Annotated in this window: 18 protein-coding genes; 8 read left to right on the forward strand and 10 right to left on the reverse strand. The window is 61.9% G+C overall.

Features of this window, described 5'->3' with window-relative positions; all coding sequences use genetic code 11:
• Positions 1 to 682: 682 nt before the first annotated feature.
• The 5 genes from CEC48_RS02150 (at position 683) to CEC48_RS02170 (ending at position 5,599) form a co-directional block, all read left to right on the forward strand.
• Positions 683 to 976, forward strand: a complete 294-nt coding sequence (locus tag CEC48_RS02150; protein ID WP_088422231.1) for a hypothetical protein — start codon at positions 683 to 685, stop codon at positions 974 to 976.
• Between the two features lie 245 nt (positions 977 to 1,221).
• Complete coding sequence (gene mgtA, locus CEC48_RS02155; RefSeq protein ID WP_088422232.1) at positions 1,222 to 3,930, forward strand: magnesium-translocating P-type ATPase; 2,709 nt, start codon at positions 1,222 to 1,224, stop codon at positions 3,928 to 3,930.
• A gap of 138 nt (positions 3,931 to 4,068) precedes the next feature.
• Positions 4,069 to 4,272: a hypothetical protein gene (locus CEC48_RS02160; RefSeq protein ID WP_256579647.1), complete on the forward strand. Its 204-nt coding sequence runs from the start codon at positions 4,069 to 4,071 to the stop codon at positions 4,270 to 4,272.
• 31 nt (positions 4,273 to 4,303) lie between these two features.
• Positions 4,304 to 4,651, forward strand: a complete 348-nt coding sequence (locus CEC48_RS02165; RefSeq protein ID WP_088422233.1) for a DUF2493 domain-containing protein — start codon at positions 4,304 to 4,306, stop codon at positions 4,649 to 4,651.
• A gap of 144 nt (positions 4,652 to 4,795) precedes the next feature.
• Positions 4,796 to 5,599, forward strand: a complete 804-nt coding sequence (locus CEC48_RS02170) for a hypothetical protein (protein WP_088422234.1) — start codon at positions 4,796 to 4,798, stop codon at positions 5,597 to 5,599.
• Between the two features lie 166 nt (positions 5,600 to 5,765).
• Here CEC48_RS02170 and CEC48_RS02175 read toward each other — a convergent pair whose 3' ends face one another.
• On the reverse strand, positions 5,766 to 6,485 hold the full coding sequence (locus CEC48_RS02175) for a tellurite resistance TerB family protein (RefSeq protein ID WP_088422235.1): 720 nt from the start codon (positions 6,483 to 6,485) through the stop codon (positions 5,766 to 5,768).
• Positions 6,486 to 6,610: 125 nt separating this feature from the next.
• Here CEC48_RS02175 and CEC48_RS02180 point away from each other — a divergent pair, with 125 nt between their 5' ends.
• A complete protein-coding gene (locus CEC48_RS02180; RefSeq protein ID WP_088422236.1) occupies positions 6,611 to 7,138 on the forward strand; it encodes a DinB family protein in 528 nt (175 codons plus the stop codon).
• Between the two features lies 1 nt (position 7,139).
• Here CEC48_RS02180 and CEC48_RS02185 read toward each other — a convergent pair whose 3' ends face one another.
• The gene (locus CEC48_RS02185) at positions 7,140 to 7,595 is read right to left on the reverse strand and encodes a GFA family protein (protein WP_088422237.1); all 456 of its coding nucleotides are present in this window, start codon (positions 7,593 to 7,595) and stop codon (positions 7,140 to 7,142) included.
• A gap of 210 nt (positions 7,596 to 7,805) precedes the next feature.
• On the opposite strand from CEC48_RS02185, the gene CEC48_RS02190 reads away from it, so the two are divergent.
• Positions 7,806 to 8,090 (forward strand): hypothetical protein, encoded by a 285-nt coding sequence (locus CEC48_RS02190; protein ID WP_088422238.1) that lies wholly within the window; start codon positions 7,806 to 7,808, stop codon positions 8,088 to 8,090.
• 172 nt (positions 8,091 to 8,262) lie between these two features.
• On the opposite strand, the gene CEC48_RS02195 is transcribed toward CEC48_RS02190, so the two are convergent.
• Positions 8,263 to 8,454: a DUF2188 domain-containing protein gene (locus CEC48_RS02195; RefSeq protein ID WP_088422239.1), complete on the reverse strand. Its 192-nt coding sequence runs from the start codon at positions 8,452 to 8,454 to the stop codon at positions 8,263 to 8,265.
• Positions 8,455 to 8,569: 115 nt separating this feature from the next.
• Here CEC48_RS02195 and CEC48_RS02200 point away from each other — a divergent pair, with 115 nt between their 5' ends.
• Positions 8,570 to 9,091 (forward strand): N-acetyltransferase, encoded by a 522-nt coding sequence (locus CEC48_RS02200; RefSeq protein ID WP_088422240.1) that lies wholly within the window; start codon positions 8,570 to 8,572, stop codon positions 9,089 to 9,091.
• A gap of 4 nt (positions 9,092 to 9,095) precedes the next feature.
• Here the strand turns inward: CEC48_RS02200 and CEC48_RS02205 are convergent, their stop codons facing one another.
• From CEC48_RS02205 to CEC48_RS02235, 7 genes are all read right to left on the reverse strand, one after another.
• A complete protein-coding gene (locus CEC48_RS02205) occupies positions 9,096 to 9,785 on the reverse strand; it encodes an HAD-IA family hydrolase (RefSeq protein WP_088422461.1) in 690 nt (229 codons plus the stop codon).
• A gap of 10 nt (positions 9,786 to 9,795) precedes the next feature.
• Positions 9,796 to 10,824, reverse strand: a complete 1,029-nt coding sequence (locus CEC48_RS02210; protein WP_088422241.1) for an ABC transporter permease — start codon at positions 10,822 to 10,824, stop codon at positions 9,796 to 9,798.
• The gene (locus tag CEC48_RS02215; protein WP_088422242.1) at positions 10,821 to 12,317 is read right to left on the reverse strand and encodes a sugar ABC transporter ATP-binding protein; all 1,497 of its coding nucleotides are present in this window, start codon (positions 12,315 to 12,317) and stop codon (positions 10,821 to 10,823) included. The genes CEC48_RS02210 and CEC48_RS02215 overlap by 4 nt, the downstream gene beginning before the upstream one ends.
• Positions 12,310 to 13,296 (reverse strand): sugar-binding transcriptional regulator, encoded by a 987-nt coding sequence (locus CEC48_RS02220; protein ID WP_088422243.1) that lies wholly within the window; start codon positions 13,294 to 13,296, stop codon positions 12,310 to 12,312. Before CEC48_RS02220 ends, CEC48_RS02215 begins: the two co-directional genes overlap by 8 nt.
• On the reverse strand, positions 13,293 to 14,813 hold the full coding sequence (locus CEC48_RS02225; RefSeq protein WP_088422244.1) for a ribulokinase: 1,521 nt from the start codon (positions 14,811 to 14,813) through the stop codon (positions 13,293 to 13,295). Before CEC48_RS02225 ends, CEC48_RS02220 begins: the two co-directional genes overlap by 4 nt.
• Positions 14,814 to 14,912: 99 nt before the next feature.
• Positions 14,913 to 15,929 carry a galactitol-1-phosphate 5-dehydrogenase gene (locus CEC48_RS02230; RefSeq protein ID WP_256579648.1) on the reverse strand — a complete coding sequence of 339 codons (1,017 nt, stop codon included), beginning with the start codon at positions 15,927 to 15,929 and terminating at the stop codon, positions 14,913 to 14,915.
• A 93-nt stretch (positions 15,930 to 16,022) separates the two neighbouring features.
• Positions 16,023 to 16,997, reverse strand: coding sequence for a substrate-binding domain-containing protein (locus CEC48_RS02235; RefSeq protein ID WP_088422245.1), 975 nt, complete (start codon positions 16,995 to 16,997; stop codon positions 16,023 to 16,025).
• Positions 16,998 to 17,153 lie beyond the last annotated feature (156 nt).

Consider the following 17,153-nt stretch of genomic DNA (forward strand, 5'->3'; position numbering starts at 1 on the left):
TTTGCTCTACACCACTCAAGCCGGCCGGTAGGCCGCTGTGTTCTTGATCTGCTGTTGATCTTGATCTTAGGCGCCCCGTTAAACCACGCTGGCCGAACGCAGGTAGTACGGAGCGGGTAAACCGGCAGGACGCCGGTTTAGCCGCGACGGGGCAGGGACGCCCCGTCGCGGCGGCCCGCGTAGTACTACCGGAGCTGAGGGCACACCGAGCCCAGGCGAGGTGCCGAGTGGTGGGGCAAGAGCGTTTTGCTTACTTTTGCGCTGTTCAAAAGTGAGCCGCTGTAAGAGCGGAACCCATATCAGCCATAACAAAAACAACGGATATGCACCCAACCCATCTCAGCAGCGACGCAGATCATTTATAATCACACTGCAACTTCCCCCCCACCTTCTATCTGAACAAACTCTGAACCAGTAACAAATTAAGTCATTAAAAGTTGACATCAGACAACTGCCTGAGTAAATTCCCCGTGCCTGCAACTCAGGGCCATTTTTTAACCTCACAAAAGAAGCCAATGGACACAGTATCTAGTCGCTGTCCGATCACCGTGAATGCGGCGAATCGGGCGCAAAACCCAGAGAACATGACGGGACTCGCCTTTCCGGCCGAGTAAGCTGCGCTAGAGCCTGACGCTCCAACGTAACTGCCTCACCGGATGCCAGTCCGGTCCCGAGGTGTGTTATGACCTTTCAACTGATTGCTTTGCCTGATCTGCGTACGCTGGCCGCCGCCTTGCGTGCCAAATTGTGCCGCGAGCCCGTAGGCTTTTCGCCAACCCGCAGCGCCTTTGTTACCTCCTCCCCCCGCGTGTGCCCGGCTCCTCTGGCGCACTGGCGTATCTGCCCCACCACCGGCCACCTGGTCCAGCAATGGGACCACGCCGACCCTCAAGACCCACAGAGACGGGACGTTTCCAGCCTGGTCGCACAAGCGAGCCTGATGCTGAGCCTCTACGTGGACGCTCGCGCGGCGTAAGCCGGCTGGAAACAGCAACTTCCTGATTATCCGTTAATTGATTAGCTGGAGTTCTCTATGGACGAAGCCAGTAGTAGCCCGCTGCGCGCTAGTTAACTAACGCGCTGTTAGCGGGCCTCTAGAAAGTTACTCACACTTTATTTAAACCGATCGCGAAGTCAGCGACTCGGCATGCTTTCGCTCGCCTGTCATCAGGTAAGTACCGGGTATGTTTTGTCGAAAAATTGGCGACAGGAGTACACACAATGAGCGCAGTAAAAAACCCGAAACTGCACAAGAAAAACGGCACCGACACCAAGCTGTCGATGCGTGCCGCCCGTGAAGCCCAAAACGGCCTCTCGGCAACCCTCGCCAATGTACGGGCAACCAAGGATGGCCTGACCGAGCTGGATGCCTCTGCTCGCCTGCAACGTGAAGGCTACAACGAGGTGGCCCACGACAAGCCGCCTCACGCCATCGTGCAATTCCTCCAGGCCCTGAACAACCCGTTCATCTACGTGCTGCTGACCCTGGGCGCCATCAGCTTCTTCACTGACTATTGGCTGCCGCTGCAGGCCGGTGAAGAAGCCGACCTGACCAAAGTCATCATTATCATGACCATGGTCATGCTCAGCAGCCTGCTGCGGTTCTGGCAGGAGCACCGCTCGGCCAAGTCAGCCGAAGCCTTGAAGGCCATGGTGCGCACCACCGCAACGGTGCTGCGCCGTGAGCAAGTGGGCGCCAAGCCGACCTTGCGGGAAGTGCCGATGCGCGACCTGGTGGCCGGCGACATCGTGCAACTGTCTGCCGGCGACATGATCCCGGCCGACATCCGCCTGATCGAGTCCCGCGACCTGTTCATCAGCCAGGCCGTGCTGACCGGCGAAGCCTTGCCGGTGGAGAAGTACGACACCCTGGGCGATGTCACGCAAAAATCCGCCACCTCCACGGCAGCAGACCAGGGCAACCTGCTGGACTTGCCGAACATCTGCTTCATGGGCACCAACGTGGTCAGCGGCCGGGCGCAAGCCGTGGTGGTTGCCACCGGCCCGCGCACCTACTTTGGCTCCCTGGCCAAGGCAATTGTCGGCTCCCGGGTGCAAACCGCGTTTGACCGTGGGGTGAACAGTGTCAGTTGGCTGTTGATCCGCTTCATGCTGGTGATGACGCCGATCGTGTTCTTCCTCAACGGCTTCTCCAAGGGTGACTGGAGCGATGCCCTGCTGTTCGCCCTGGCGGTTGCGGTGGGCCTGACCCCGGAAATGCTGCCGATGATCGTCAGCGCCAACCTGGCCAAGGGCGCTACCGCCATGGCCAAGCGCAAGGTGGTGGTCAAGCGCCTCAACGCAATCCAGAACTTCGGTTCGATGGACATACTGTGCACCGACAAGACCGGCACCCTGACCCAGGACAAGATCATCCTCGAACACCACGTCAACGCCTTTGGCAACCGTGATGACTCGGTGCTGACCCTGGCCTGGCTCAACAGCCATCACCAAAGCGGCATGAAAAACCTGATGGATCAGGCGGTCGTACAGTTCTCGGAGCAGAATCCGAAGTTCCAGGTGCCGTTCGCCTACAGCAAGGTGGATGAACTGCCGTTCGACTTTATCCGCCGTCGCCTGTCGATTGTGGTCAAGGACGCGCAAAACGATCACTTGCTGGTGTGCAAGGGCGCGGTCGAGGAGATGCTGAGCATTTCCACCCACGTGATGGAAGGCGACGTTGCCGTCGAGCTGGATGATCGTCGTCGCAACGAGTTGCTGGCGATTGCCCAGGACTACAACGAAGACGGTTTCCGGGTGCTGGTGCTGGCCACCCGCAACATTCCCAAGGCTGTCGCACGCAAGCAGTACACCACGACCGATGAACGCAACCTGGTGATCCGTGGCTTCCTGACCTTCCTTGATCCACCAAAGGAAACCGCGGGCCCGGCGATTGCGGCCCTGCGCGAGATCGGTGTAGCGGTCAAAGTGCTCACCGGCGACAACGCCATCGTTACCAGCAAGATCTGCCGCCAGGTCGGCCTGGAACCCGGTGTACCGTTGCTGGGTGTGGAAATCGAAGCGATGGACGACGCCACCCTCAAGCTACGGGTTGAGGAACGCACAGTCTTCGCCAAACTGACGCCGCTGCAGAAGTCCCGTGTGCTCAAGACCTTGCAGTCCAACGGCCACACCGTGGGTTTCCTCGGCGACGGCATCAACGATGCGCCGGCCCTGCGGGATGCCGACGTGGGTATCTCGGTGGACAGCGCGACGGACATTGCCAAGGAGTCCGCCGACATCATCCTGCTGGAAAAGAGCCTGATGGTGCTGGAAGAAGGCGTGCTGAAAGGCCGCGAGACCTTCGGCAATATCATGAAGTACCTGAACATGACCGCCAGCTCCAACTTCGGCAACGTGTTCTCGGTGCTGGTGGCCAGTGCGTTCATCCCGTTCCTGCCGATGCTGTCGATCCACTTGCTGCTGCAAAACCTGATGTACGACATCTCCCAGTTGGCCTTGCCGTGGGACAAGATGGACAAGGAATACCTGGCCAAGCCACGCAAGTGGGATGCGAAAAACATTGGCCGCTTCATGATCTGGATCGGGCCGACCTCGTCGATCTTCGACATGACCACCTTTGCCCTGATGTGGTACGTGTTCTCGGCCAACAGTGTGGAAATGCAGACCCTGTTCCAGTCCGGCTGGTTCATCGAGGGGCTGCTCTCGCAAACCCTGGTGGTGCACATGCTGCGCACCCGCAAGATCCCGTTCTTCCAGAGCAACGCCGCATGGCCGGTGATGATGATGACCTGCATCGTGATCGCGCTGGGCATCTACGTGCCGTTCTCGCCGCTGGGCGCGATGGTGGGCCTGGAGCCGCTGCCACTGGCGTACTTCCCATGGCTGGTGGGCACCCTGGTCGCCTACTGCTGCGTGGCCCAACTGATGAAAACCATCTACATCCGCCGCTTCAAGCAGTGGTACTGACCGGTTTTCTGTAGGAGCGAGCTTGCTTGCGAAGGTCGTTAACGATAACGCGGGCGTCCTGGCTAAACGCAGTGCTCTCGGGTTTTTCGCGAGCAAGCTCGCTCCTACAGTGACTGCAGCCTTTGATGGAGAGAGGCGATGAACACACTCATGAGCTACCTCGACAACGCCGCACGCGCGGTGCTGGTATTCGCCCTCGCCCAAGCCGCCAAGACGGTGATGGTGCTGGGCGTGCGGCTTTACGCGCGCAACGTGCTCAGCGCCGTGGAAATGCGCTTCATGCTGGGCTTTTCCAGCACCTTGAACAGCACGTGCATCCGCTTGCTGCGCCCACGTCGATAAATGGAAATACGCACCACAAGGAAACATCACCATGCGCGTCTTGATCTGTGCAGGTCGTCATTACGCCGATGCAAAAATGTCCCGCCAGGTGCTGGACGCCTATCACCGCCTGCGCCCGGTGCAGGTGTTGATCCACGGCGGCAGTCAGTTCCTGGGCAGCGACGTGGAGGACTGGGCCCGGGAAACCGGGGTGGACGTGGTGCGTTACCCACCCAACTGGCAACGCCATGGCAAGCACGCCGAGCGCCATCGCAACCAGTTCATGCTCACCGACAGCCGCCCCGACGTGATCATCGCGCTGCCCGGTGGCGACGACACCTCGGAACTGGTGAGCCAGGCCAAGGCCTGCGGCATCCACGTACTGACCGTAGACAACTGAATCAACCCTTATTGGAGCATCCAGGCATGAACGAAGAACCCAGTTGTAGCGGCACCCCGTTGCACATCACTTTTTATTTGAATCACGGCGCGTCCCTGCCAAGTCCGGTCGGGACACGCCTCAGGCTGTTGATCGAGGTTCACCATGTACAAGAAACACACCCCTGACGGTTTCGCCAAATACCGTAACCGCACCACTCACTTCACCTTCCATCCCCTGCCCGCCTCCAAGCTACGCGCGGTGCGGCGCAACCTGATTTTCGTCGGCGTGACGGCGGGCATCGTGCTGGTACTCAGCCTGATGTCGAATGCCTACGCGGCCGGCGGCTCCTACGTGGTCGACGACGGCGCGATCAATGCCCCAGGCGAATGCAATGTCGACGCCTGGTTCACCGCCAATCGACACGACGGCTCAACCCACAGTGAAACCCTGGCGCCGGCTTGCACCTCCACCGCGATTCCCTGGTTGCAGTGGACCGCCGCTGTGTCGCGTGCCAACCATGACGGTGATGGGGAAACTCAGGTTAATCCGCAGCTCAAGGCGCAGTTGTGGACGCGGGAGGACCTGGGCCTGGAATTGGCCGCCTCTGCCGGCGTGCATTACGCCCTGAATCGTCAGCACTCGTTTGATGGCGCGGACTTTAACGTGCCGTTTACCTGGCAACCCATGGAGGCCCTGCGGCTGAACTTCAACGCGGGCTGGAGCCACGCCTATAACGACGGCGACCAAACCCATCGGCCGACCTGGGGCACCGGGTTTGAATACAACCTGGCGGACTCGCTGACGCTGATTGCCGAACGCTACGGCCAGCAGGGTGGCGACCAGGCCTGGCAAGCCGGACCCAGGGTGCATATCGGCAAGAATGTGGATGTGGACCTGGTGGTGGGGCGCAGTTTGATCGGGGATCGAAATCAGTGGCTGACAACCGGTGCAACGCTGCGGTTCTAGCCCCCAGACGATGATCACTTGTGGCGAGGGAGCTTGCTCCCGTTGGGGCGCAAAGCGGCCCTAAAACCTTCGACTGATTCCTGCCTGAAAGCACACGGTCGATTGTTTTAGGACTGCTGCGCAGCCCAACGGGAGCAAGCTCCCTCGCCACAGGTTTAGTAGTGTTTTAAACCTGCCCCTTGGCCTGCTGCTCCAGATGCACCTGCAACGCCGGATCAATCTTCAACTGCCCCGCCAGCTCATCCAGATAACTACGCTCCGCATCCTGCTGGTCATCCACCAGCATCACACTCACCAGATACACCTCGGACGCCACCGCCGGGTCCCCGGCAAACTCGGCAAAATCGGCCGCATTCAGCGGCTTGGCCACCTCGGCATCGAGCCACGCCTGCAATTGCGGATCATCCGTGTGCTTGCCGATCTCGGCCGAGATCATCTGCTGCTCCCGCTCATCAATCTCACCATCCGCTTTCGCTGCCGCAATCAATGCGCGCAGCACCGCGTGGCTATGCGCTTCGACTTGCGCGCCAGACAATTGATCAACCGTCTGCAACGCCTGCTGCGGCGCCGACGCCTGCTGCCGCTGCCAGGCCTGATACGCCTGGAACGCCATCATCCCCAGGGACGCCAATGCCGCATAGTGGGTGCCGCCTGAACGCCCTTGAGGTGCCGCACGGCTTCCACCGAGCATGCCGCCCAGGCCACCGAGCAAACCACCCAGGCCACCACCGCCGGAAGCCGAAGCACCGCCGCCGCCCAGCAAACCGCCGAGCAACCCGCCCAAACCACCGAGCCCGCCCTGAGACGCCGGTGCAGAGCCGCCCTGCTGGCTCGTCGAGCCTTGGCCCGCCCGCAGCAATTGTTCCAGTAGATCGCCGGTATTCATGGTGTCACCCTCCCAGGGCGCAGAGTTCCAGATCAACAACAATAGACCCGCTGCGCCAGAACACCATGACCGCCGGGCAGGCGCGCTTTATGATGGCGCGACACCCCCATCAAGGAAGTACCCACGTGACCCGTACCGAGCAGATTGCCTTGATGGCGACCTACAACCAGTGGATGAACCGCAAGGTGTACGAGGCTGCCGGCGGTTTGAGCGATGAGGAGTTGAGTGCCGACCGTGGCGCGTTCTTCGGCTCGATCCTGGGCACGCTGAATCACCTCGCCCTGGGTGACCGCGTCTGGCTCAAGCGCTTTGCCGAGCATCCAGCCCGGTTTACAGCGCTGGCACCGTTAAGCGCTGTGGAATTGCCGCCACGCCTGGACCAACTGGCATTCGCCAACCTCCGCGAACTGTCGGCTCATCGCGCCTGGCTCGACCAGATCATCATCGAGTGGGCGCAATCGATCAGTGAGCCGGAGCTGGACCAGCCACTGGCCTACCGCAATATGGCAGGCACGGCCATGAGCAAGAATTTTTATGCGCTGCTGGTGCACTTCTTCAATCACCAGACCCACCACCGGGGCCAGGTGACGACGCTGCTGACACAGGCCGGGCGCGACGTGGGCGACACCGACCTGCTGGCGCTGATGGACTAGTTCAACCGGCGCTGAACTCGGCGTACGCCTGTATCAGCGCGGGGAAATCCTCCCGCTCCGGGAGCTGCGCAAAGCTATGCTGCGCCGGGGTGGACGCCCATGGCAGCTTTTCACTGGTCCAGGTTTCAATGAACGGCACATAGCCGCTGACGTCATCAAACAGGGTTGGCCGCAGGTTGATCAAGTCCTCGACGCCATTGGGCCGGGAAAACATCCAACTCATGCAGTGCGGGCAGCAATAATGGCGGTCTACGCCATGCAGCCCGCCGATCACCGGGTTGCCCTGGGTGATGGTAAATCCGCTGCTGGGGATCAGCGCGCTCAGGGAGAACGCGCTGGACGACATCTTCTGGCAGCCCGTGCAGTGGCACGCCATGGTGATCAGCGGTTTTTCGCTGACAGTAAAACGCACCCGATCACAACGGCAGCCGCCTTCCTGGGACTCTTGATTGCTCATCTTCCACTCCATCTTCACATTGTGTGTGTCCCGGGAGAGTAAACGAGCGGGTGCGTCACGAACAGCGATGCCAACCTGCGCAAACGAACGCCCGGGTCAGCGAACTGTCATAAAAGACAGAGCGGTGAAATCAGCCAATGGCTGCCCGCCCTGCCCGCGCGCATCAGCAGATTACCGATGCGACGCATCCCCCAAGAAGGAGACGCTTACATGGTCATTCACTTCAAGGTCGCCGGGCATCTAGCCTGCGGTCATCACGGCAACAACCTCCCTTCCAGCACCGAGCTGAAGCGGGTCAAATGCCGTACCTGCCGTAACACCGAAGCCTACAAGGAAGCCCGCCGCACCCAACGCAACGCCGCCCGGCGCGCCGCGCGCAGATCCAAGGCGGCACATGTTGCCGGTGACTGGCGCAGCGCCTGGACACAGCGCCTGACCGACCTGCCAGGCCGTCAGCGCCTGCCGCGCGGGTTCAGCGGCCAGCCATTCGTCTAGGCTGTGCAGGCCACACTATGGCGAGGGAGCTTGCTCCCGCTGGGCTGCGTAGCGGCCCCAAGATCCGGGGAGCGCTTCGCACTCCAGCGCGAGCAAGCGCCCTCGCCACAGGTATGCATTACCCAATCACCTCCCAATAAAAAGCCTCGGACTGACCGAGGCTGTTAAGGGGTCAAGCTTGATTGGCAGCAGACCTCGACCGCGACTTGTACCCCGGCAGCGCAGCGGCATACGCCAGTGCCTGCTCGCGGGAGCCGAAGGATGCCAGGCGATCAGCTTTGGTACAGACCCGCCACGGGCCGCTGTTGACCTGCACGATGTCGTAGCCGTTGAGATGCAGCTTATTCAGCATGGGAGTGCTCATAGTCACCTCTCTCTCCAGAGATAATCCAGGTGTTTGCCCGACCTACCATACACCCGGGTAAAGCGGTGTAACCTACCGGACGTCGCACAGGCGCGCACTTCATGGAGCAGGGAAGATGATCACTATCAAACAGGCGTCGGTCAGCGATGTAGCGGTGCTGCGCGACATCGGTATCGAGACCTACACCGAGCATTTCTCGGCCATCTGGAGCCCGGCGGGCATGCAGGGTTTCCTGGACAAGGACTTCTCCGCCCAATCGCTGCAAGACACCCTTGAGCGTCCGCAAGCACATTGCTGGTTACTCGCCATGGATGAGCAGGCGCGCGCCGTCGGTTTCGCCAAGGTCAACTGGAACCGGGCAATCCCGGGCAGCGACGAAACCGGCGCAGAGCTGCAAAAAATCTACTTCCTGAAGTCCGAGGCCGGTAATGGGTACGGTCAGCAGTTGCTGGACCATATACATCAACTCGCACGTACCCGCCTGCAACCGGTGTTATGGCTCGAAGTACTCAAGACCAACGAAAGCGCCCAGCGCTTTTATCAGCGTTACGGGTTTGTACGCCTGGCAGAAATCCCTTTCAGTACTGACATCGCTGCGATCCCAATGGTGGTCATGTCTCACCGCCTGGCCCGGTAAAGGCTCATCCCACCGAACGTACCGGCAGCCCCCACGCCTGCAAGTCAAACGCCTCCAGGCTCAGCAGCCGACCATCTGCATGCAGGAACTTTTCCTGCGGCATCGCCGGGTCGGGGATTGCCACGGCATACATCCCCGCAGCCTTCGCCGCCGTAATGCCAAACGGCGAATCCTCGAATACCAGGCAGTCGGCGGGCGCCACGCCCAGCCGTTCGGCGGCCACCAGGAAGATGTCCGGCGCCGGTTTGGCGGCGCCCACCTGCGGGTCATCCGCCGTAACGATGGCGTCGAACAAGGCGAACCATTCGCGGTGCAAGGTGGTTTTCAGCTCGAAATAGTGCCGCGAAGAGCTGGTGCCCACTGCAATCGGAATACCGTGAGCCGACAAATGCCGCACCAGTACCTGGGCCCCAGCCATGGCCGCCGCTTGCGCAAACCGCGCATTCATCAACGGCGTGCGCGCCTGTAAAAACGCCTCGGGGGTCATCGGCAATCCCACGGCCTGCACGATGTAGCTGGCCAGTTCATAAGCCCCCAAGCCGATGGTGTTCTGCTTCATGCTCCAGTCAAACGTGCGGCCGTAACGGTCGGCGATCAACTGGGTGACTTCGGTGTAGATGCCTTCGGTGTCGAGCAGCAGGCCATCCATGTCGAAGATCACGGCCTTGATCGGCGCGGTTAGCGGTGCATTCATCAAGGCGTCCTCAGGTACGGCCAGCATAATGGTCGATCAAGCGGTTGAGCAAAATCGCCAGCACGATGATCACCCCAGTGATCGCCATCTGGTAGAACGAACCCAGCCCCAACAGGTTGAAGATATTGCGCAACACCTGCAGCAGCATCACCGCCACCGCCGTGCCCACCACGCTGCCGCGCCCGCCGAACAAACTGGTACCACCCAGCACCACGGCGGCAATCGCATCCAGTTCCAGGCCCTGGGCGGCGGTCGGTTGGCCGACGTGCAGGCGTGAGGTCATCAACAAGCCGGCAAACGCCGCCAGGCCGCCGCAGATGGCGAACACCGCAATCGTCACCGCACGCACCGGCACCCCGGACAGCCGCGCAGCCTCCAGGTTGCCGCCGGTAGCCAGCACATACTCGCCAAACACCGTGTAGCGCAGCACCAGCCAGGCAACGACGGTGATCAGGATAAAGATCAGCCCCAGCACCGGAAACACAATCCCGGCGCTGGGCCAGATGTCGATCATGGCCGAACCGAACGCCGTGAAGCTGGCCGGCAGCCCGCCAATCGGTGCACCGTCAGACGCCAGGAAGGTGGCCCCGCGCAGTGAAACCAGCCCGGCCAGGGTGATGATAAAACTCGGCACTTTGCCAAACACCGTCAGGCTGCCCATCAGCGTGCCAATGGCCAGGCCCACCAGCAAGGTGGCCGGCACCGCAAGCCAGCCGCTGACCTGCTGTTGCAACAGCACAGCCACCAGAATCCCGCCGAAGGCACACAGGCTGCCCACCGACAGGTCGATATTGGCCGTAAGGATGACAAAGGTCATGCCGATGGCGACGATCCCGACAATCGCCCCCTGCTGGAACAGGTTGGCGATGTTACCGAAGGTCAGGAAGTCGTCCGACAGGAACGTCGCCACCACCACGGCAAACAGGAAAATGAACACGAAGTTGTAGCGCATCACCCACTCCAGCACCGCACTGCGACGGCGGCTTGTGAGGGCGACGGGCTTATCGAAAACCGGGCTTGGATTGCTCGCAATAGTCATGGTTCTACACTCGTTTTACCGATAAGGATGGCCTGGTCGATCTGGTCGCGGCTGGCAGTCAAGGGGTCGAAGCACACTGCATTTCGTCCCTCGTGCATCACCCAGATGCGGTCGCAATTGACGTACAACTCGTCCAGCTCGCTGCTGGCAACCAGCACCGCAGCGCCTTCCTGCGCCAGGCTGCGGGCCAGGGCGTAGAGGTCGGCCTTGGCGCCGACATCCAGGCCACGGCTGGGCTCGTCGAGCAGCAACAGGCGCGCGCCGTCGATCACCCACTTGGCCATGACCACTTTCTGTTGATTGCCACCGGAGAGCTGGCGCACCGGTTGCTCCAGGTTGTCGAGCTTGGTCTGCAAGCGTTGCAGCACAGGGCCGGCGCGGTCCTTGGCCTGGCGATGGGAAAACCAGTTCAAATGCCGGGTGTGCACCAGGCAGGCGTTGCGGTAGATCGGCGCGTCCAGCAGCAGGCCTTCGGTCTTGCGGTTTTCCGGCACCAGCCCGACGCCCTGGCGGATGGCCTGGCGTGAGGTTTGCGGGTGATAAGGCTGGCCAAACAGTTCGACATCGCTGTCGTTGCGGCCCACGCCAAACAAGGCCTTGAGCAAGGTGCTGCGTCCTGCTCCGTTAAGCCCGGCAAGCCCGACAATTTCGCCCTGGCGCACTTGCAGGGCCTGCACGTCCAGGCCCTGCGGCCCTCGCAAGCGGCGAATGTTCAGCGCGAGGTTTTCCCGGGGCGCCAGACGCGAGCTGCGCTCCAGCAGGTCGCGGTGTTCGCCGACCACGGCGGCGATCAGCGCCTGGTCATCGATTTGCGCCAGGTCATGGGTTTGCAGGGTTCGCCCGGCACGCAGCACGGTAACCCGGTCGCCGATCTCGCGAATTTCATTCAAGCGGTGGCTCACATACAGCACCGCCACCCCGGCCGCCGTGATCTCACGAATCACCTGGAACACCCGCCTGAGTTCGGTCTCATTCAGCGCCGCGGAAGGCTCGTCCATCACCACCAGCCGGGCTTCACACGTCAGTGCCCGGGCAATGGCCGCCAGTTGTTGATTGGCAATCGACAGGCTGCCCACCCGGTCGGTACTCGAAAAATTCGCCCCCACCCGCAACAGCGCGGCCTTGGCCAATGCGCTGCGCTTGCCCCGGGAAATAATCCCGAAACGCTGCGGCGTGTAGCCGAGCATCAGGTTCTCTTCAACGGTCATCTGCGGGATCAGGTCGAGTTCCTGATAGATCATCGCAATCCCGGCCTGGCGCGCCTGCTGCGGGTTCTTCAATTCCACCCGCCGACCCGCCACCGACATCTCGCCGCCATCCGGGCGATGGGCGCCGGCGACGATTTTCAACAGGGTACTTTTGCCTGCGCCGTTGGCCCCTAGCAGGCAATGCACCTCCCCCGGCCGAACGTCGAGGGACGCGTCGGTCAGCGCCACCACGTTGGGCGGAAAGCGCTTGCTGACATGACGAATATCCAGGGCCAACTCACTCATGATCCTGCTCCAGCAAATAGCGGGCGGTCGCCGCGTCAGTGGCCAGCACATTCACGTAGCCGGCCTTGACGCTGGCGTGGACGATGCGGTGCTTCTGCGCGCCGACACACACGGCGATGGACCAGGCCTTGTCGCGTAATGCGGCCAATGGCAGGCCCAGGGTGCGTGCGTCGAGTTCGGGCATTACCGGCTCGCCGTCCATGCCGATAAAGCGGCCCATGATGTCGCCGACGGCTCCAAGGCGCTCCAGCTCTTCGAGCATAGGGCGGTCGATGTAACCCGACTCCATCAACACCGAATGATCAGACAACTCACCCAGGCTGAAACACGCCACCGGCGCCTGTTGGCCGAGGCGCAGTACCTGAGCGATCACCGGGTCCTGCTCCAGTGCTTCGCGGGTGTGGGCATGCCCGAGAATCGCCGGCACCGGCAGCAACGTGGCCTGGCCACGGGCAGCCTGGGCGAAGCGTTCAGCGACGTTATGGCTAGGCTCGCCCATCGAGCGCGTATTGATCGCGCCATTCAGCAGCACCACATTGACGCCCTCATTCCAACGCGGTACCAGCCACTGGGCCATTTTGGTCAGGGTGCGGCCCCACGACACGCCGATCAGGGCCGGCATCGGCTGCAGATTGCACAGGTAGCGGGCGGCGGCCTGGGTCACGACGTTCAAGGCGGTGTCGGCGTCTTCTACATCCAACACCAGCGCTTCACGCAGGCCGAAGCGCCGTTGCAACGCCACTTCCAGCTGCGGCAGGCGCGCCGAGCGGGCGACGATATCGATGCGCACCACCCCGCAATCCCGCGCCTCGCGCAGCAGGCGGCTGACTTGCCAGCGCGTCAGGCCGGTTTCCCGGGAGATATCGCTTTGGGTCTTTTCCAGGTCGTAATACAGCTTGGCCACCTGGACCATCAGGTCGTCGCGCTGGGAGTCTGCCGATATCCGCGTGGCAAACGATTCTTCAGGATGGGCACTCATGCTGCCGGCCTTACGCCGAGCGTGCGGTTCGCCGGCGGCTTGCAACTGATAGGCGCGACGCTGTCGGTGGCGGCGCGGTAACGGCCCAGCAACTCGATGTATTGCTCGTGGGCGTAAGGATCCGGCTCGATCAGCCGGCCGAGGGTGGTGAAGTCGGTCGCGGCTTCCTGCAAGTTGCCGAACTCGCCCAGGGCACAAGCTGCAGCGGCTGCGGTGCCGATCAGGGTGAGGTTGTCGTGGGGCACCATTTCGAACGGCACGCCAGTGGCATCCACTGTGGCCTGCAACCACAACGGGTTTTTCTGGAAACCACCTGCTGCGACCACACGGGTGATCTCGATGCCTTCGCAGCGCCAGGTATGAAAGATATTCGCCGAGCCCAGGGCAATCGCTTCCACCGAGGCGCGGTACAGGTCATGCCGGTCGTGGTTCAGCGACAGGCCCATGATCGCCCCGCGCATGTCCGGCGAGCGGTACGGCGTGCGGTTGCCCATCCAGTAATCGAGCACCAGCAAGCCGGTGGAGCCTGGTTTGAGTTCTGCGGCCTGGCGGATCAGCCGTTGGTGCCCGGCATCGTCGAGGCCGAACATTTTTTGCGCCAGCCAGTTGAGGATCGATCCGGCGGAAACTTGCCCGCCTTCCATCAACCATTGGCCATCGAGCAAGGCACCGGGGTACGGCCCCCAGATGCCGGGTACGTCGATACGTTGTGGGGTGTGCATCAGTTGCACCACCGAGGTACCGCCGATGAATAACAGCTCGCCGGCGCCGGTGGTGCCGGCACTGAGCATTGCCATGTGGGCATCGATTCCGCCCTGGGCCACCAGGGTGTCGCGGGTCAGTCCCAAATGGCTGGCTGCGTCGGCGCTCAATGGGCCGATGCGGCCACCGACCTTGATCACTTCCTGCGGGAGTTTTTGCGCCAGTTCCGGCACGCCCAGCTCGGCGTACAGCTCCACCGGAAAACGCTGCGCCAACGTGTCGTAATTCCACTTGCAACTGGCATTCAACTGGGAGGCGACCCAGCGCCCGGTCAACTGAAAGTTGATCCAGTCCACTGCCTCGCAAATCCGCTCGGCGCGCTGGTAAACCTGGGGCTCGTGCTCGGCCAGCCACATCGCCTTGGGCACCAGCCATTCCACCGCGTCACCGCCCTGGTTCATCATCGGGTGGCTGACGTGGGCCGTGCGCGCCGACTCGGCTGCGGCGCGGCAATCCATCCATAACAACGCCGGGGCCAGGGGTTGGCCGTCCGCCTGGGCGACCACCACTGTGGAGGCCGTGGTGGCGACACACACCGCCGCCACCTGCGGGTGCCCGGCCAGGGCCATCAACTGCCGGCAGGCCTTGCCCAGTGCCGACCACCAATCTGCCGGCGCCTGCTCGGCCCAGCCCAACTGCGGGTATTGCGTGGCGTACGGCGCCTCGGCGACGTGCACCAGTTTGTGGCTGTGCAGGTCATACAACCCGGCTCGCACCCCACCTGTTCCGAAATCCAGTCCCAACAACAAGGTCATCGGTAGTCCTCCTGCGTCTTGTTACGACGACGCTTTTTGTTTTAAGCCCGGCAACGCTCAGCGCTGTCGGGCTTGGCGACACACAACTAACAGCGTGGCTCAGGGACGGAAAATCACCTTGGCCGCCACTTCACTGCGATCGGCATACCGCTTGAACATCGCCGGCAATTCATCCAGCGGCAAGTCGTGGGTAATCATGAACTGCCACTGCAATTCACCGGAAGCCAACTTGTCGATGGAAGCCGTCCATTCGTCACCCGGGAACGGTGCCGAGAAGGAGTTCCAGGCGCCGTGCAGGGAGATTTCCTGGCGCAGGAAGTGCGAGAACGTCGCGGTGCTGAGGGCGACTTCGCTGGTAGGAATGCCGATAAACACCACGTGCCCGCCGGCCTTGGTCAGTTGCACGGCCTGATTGATCGAGCTTGGGTGGCCGGCGGCTTCAATCACCAGTTGGCAGCGTGGCAACTCGGCATCCGCCGCGCCGCTGAGCAGGGTGTGAGTGGCGCCGGCTTCGCGGGCCATGGCGAGCTTTTCTTCGGCGATGTCGATGGCCACAATATCTTTAGCACCCATGACCCGCAGCCATTGAATCGCAAACAGGCCGATCGGCCCGCACCCCACCACCGCCCCGATCTGCCCGGCCTTGAAGTCGGCTTTCCAGATCGCATGCAGGGCAATCGCCGCCGGGTCCACCAGGGACGCGGCAATCGGGTCCATGCCTTGGGGCACCTTGATCAAGTTACTCAGCGGCACGTTGACGTACTCGGCATACGCGCCGTCGCGGCGGCTGCCGAAGTAGTCGTAGCGCTCCGAGCGGGACGGAAAGCCACGGGCATATTGGTCGCTGCTGACGTCCGGAATCATCGGCGGCACGGTCACCAGCTCACCGATGGCATAACCTTCGACACCGCTGCCGATTTCTTCGATGAAGCCCGCGAATTCATGGCCGCAAATCAGCGGCATCACGTGGGCGCCCTTGCTCAGCATGCGCGGGATATCCGAGCCGCACACGCCGCAGGCCGCGACCCGGACCAGCGCGTGGCCGGCCTTGACCGCAGGTTTGGGAACATCTTCGACCCGGATATCGCCCGGTTGGTACATGACGGCAGCTTTCACAGTGAATTCCTCTGTTGAGTGACGAGTGCGTTCGAACGGGCACCTCCCGCAAGAGGTGCCAGCAAAAATCCATAGCGTGGCGGCGCAGAACCGTTAGAGCGCGCCGGGGCGGTATTCGCCGAAGGTAGAGTCATGCTTGACCTCGGCCGCGTTGGCCTTGGTCACCACCTGGGTGCCGGCATCGACAAAGTTCGGCACCGATTTGCCGGCCGCCAGGGCACGTGCCGCCTCAATGGCGACTTCGCCGAGGTAGCGCGGGTCGTTGAGGGCGGTGGCCACGTATTGATCGCCGTTCTGGATGGCATTCAAGGCCTCGGACAAGCCGTCGATCCCGGCCACCAGCACGTCTTTCTTGCCGCTTTCGGTGAGCACTTGCAGCGCGCCCATGGCCATGTCGTCGTTATGCGCGATCACGGCCTTGAGGTCGGGGTGCGCTTGCAGCAAATCCTGCATCGCCGTTACCGCGTTGGCGCGCATGTATTCGCTGTAGGGGCCGTCGATGATCTTGAAGTCGGTACCGGCCAGCGCGGTGTGGAAGCCCTTGCGGCGTTCTTTCATGACCGTGCCGCCAGCGTCGCCCTGGATCTCGATGATCTTGCCCTTGGTCACGCCACGCTGCTTGAGCGCGGCGAGCAAAGCCTTGCCGGACAATTCGCCCATCTCGGCGTTGTTGCGGCCGATGGTGGTGGCTACGGGGGCATTGATTGCGCGGTCGACGGCAATCACCGGCACCTTGGCGCGTTTGGCGGCGTCGAGGGCGGCGCCCACGGCGTCGGGGTTCACGGCATTGATGATGAGGATGTCGACCTTGCGGGTCAGCAGGTCCTGGATGTCGTTGTTCTGTTTGCTGATATCGCCGTTGGCGTCGAGGAAGATCAGCTCGTCGCCGCCCTTGGCCGCTGCGGCCTTGGCGCCATCGCGCAGTTGTACATAGAAGGGAGATTGCAGGGTGACCTGGCTGAAACCGATCTTCAGATCCTTGGCCTGGGCGTTCAGCGCCAGCGCCGAGGCCGCGACAGCCAGTGCAAGGGCCAGCACATGAACAGGTTTACGGGCTATCTGGAGCATGGTGATTCCTATTTTTATTGTTGTCTGGATTCGGGCGCAGCCTTCAGGGAGGCCACGCTCACAAATGTGAACCGCGATCACATTTGAAAAACTATGCCTTGCTCCCGAGGGTGTCAAGGCTAATTTGTTAAATTCCAAACAAATGAAATAAAAATC

It is taken from the genome of Pseudomonas sp. K2I15, assembly GCF_002204795.1.
Taxonomy (GTDB): Bacteria; Pseudomonadota; Gammaproteobacteria; order Pseudomonadales; family Pseudomonadaceae; genus Aquipseudomonas.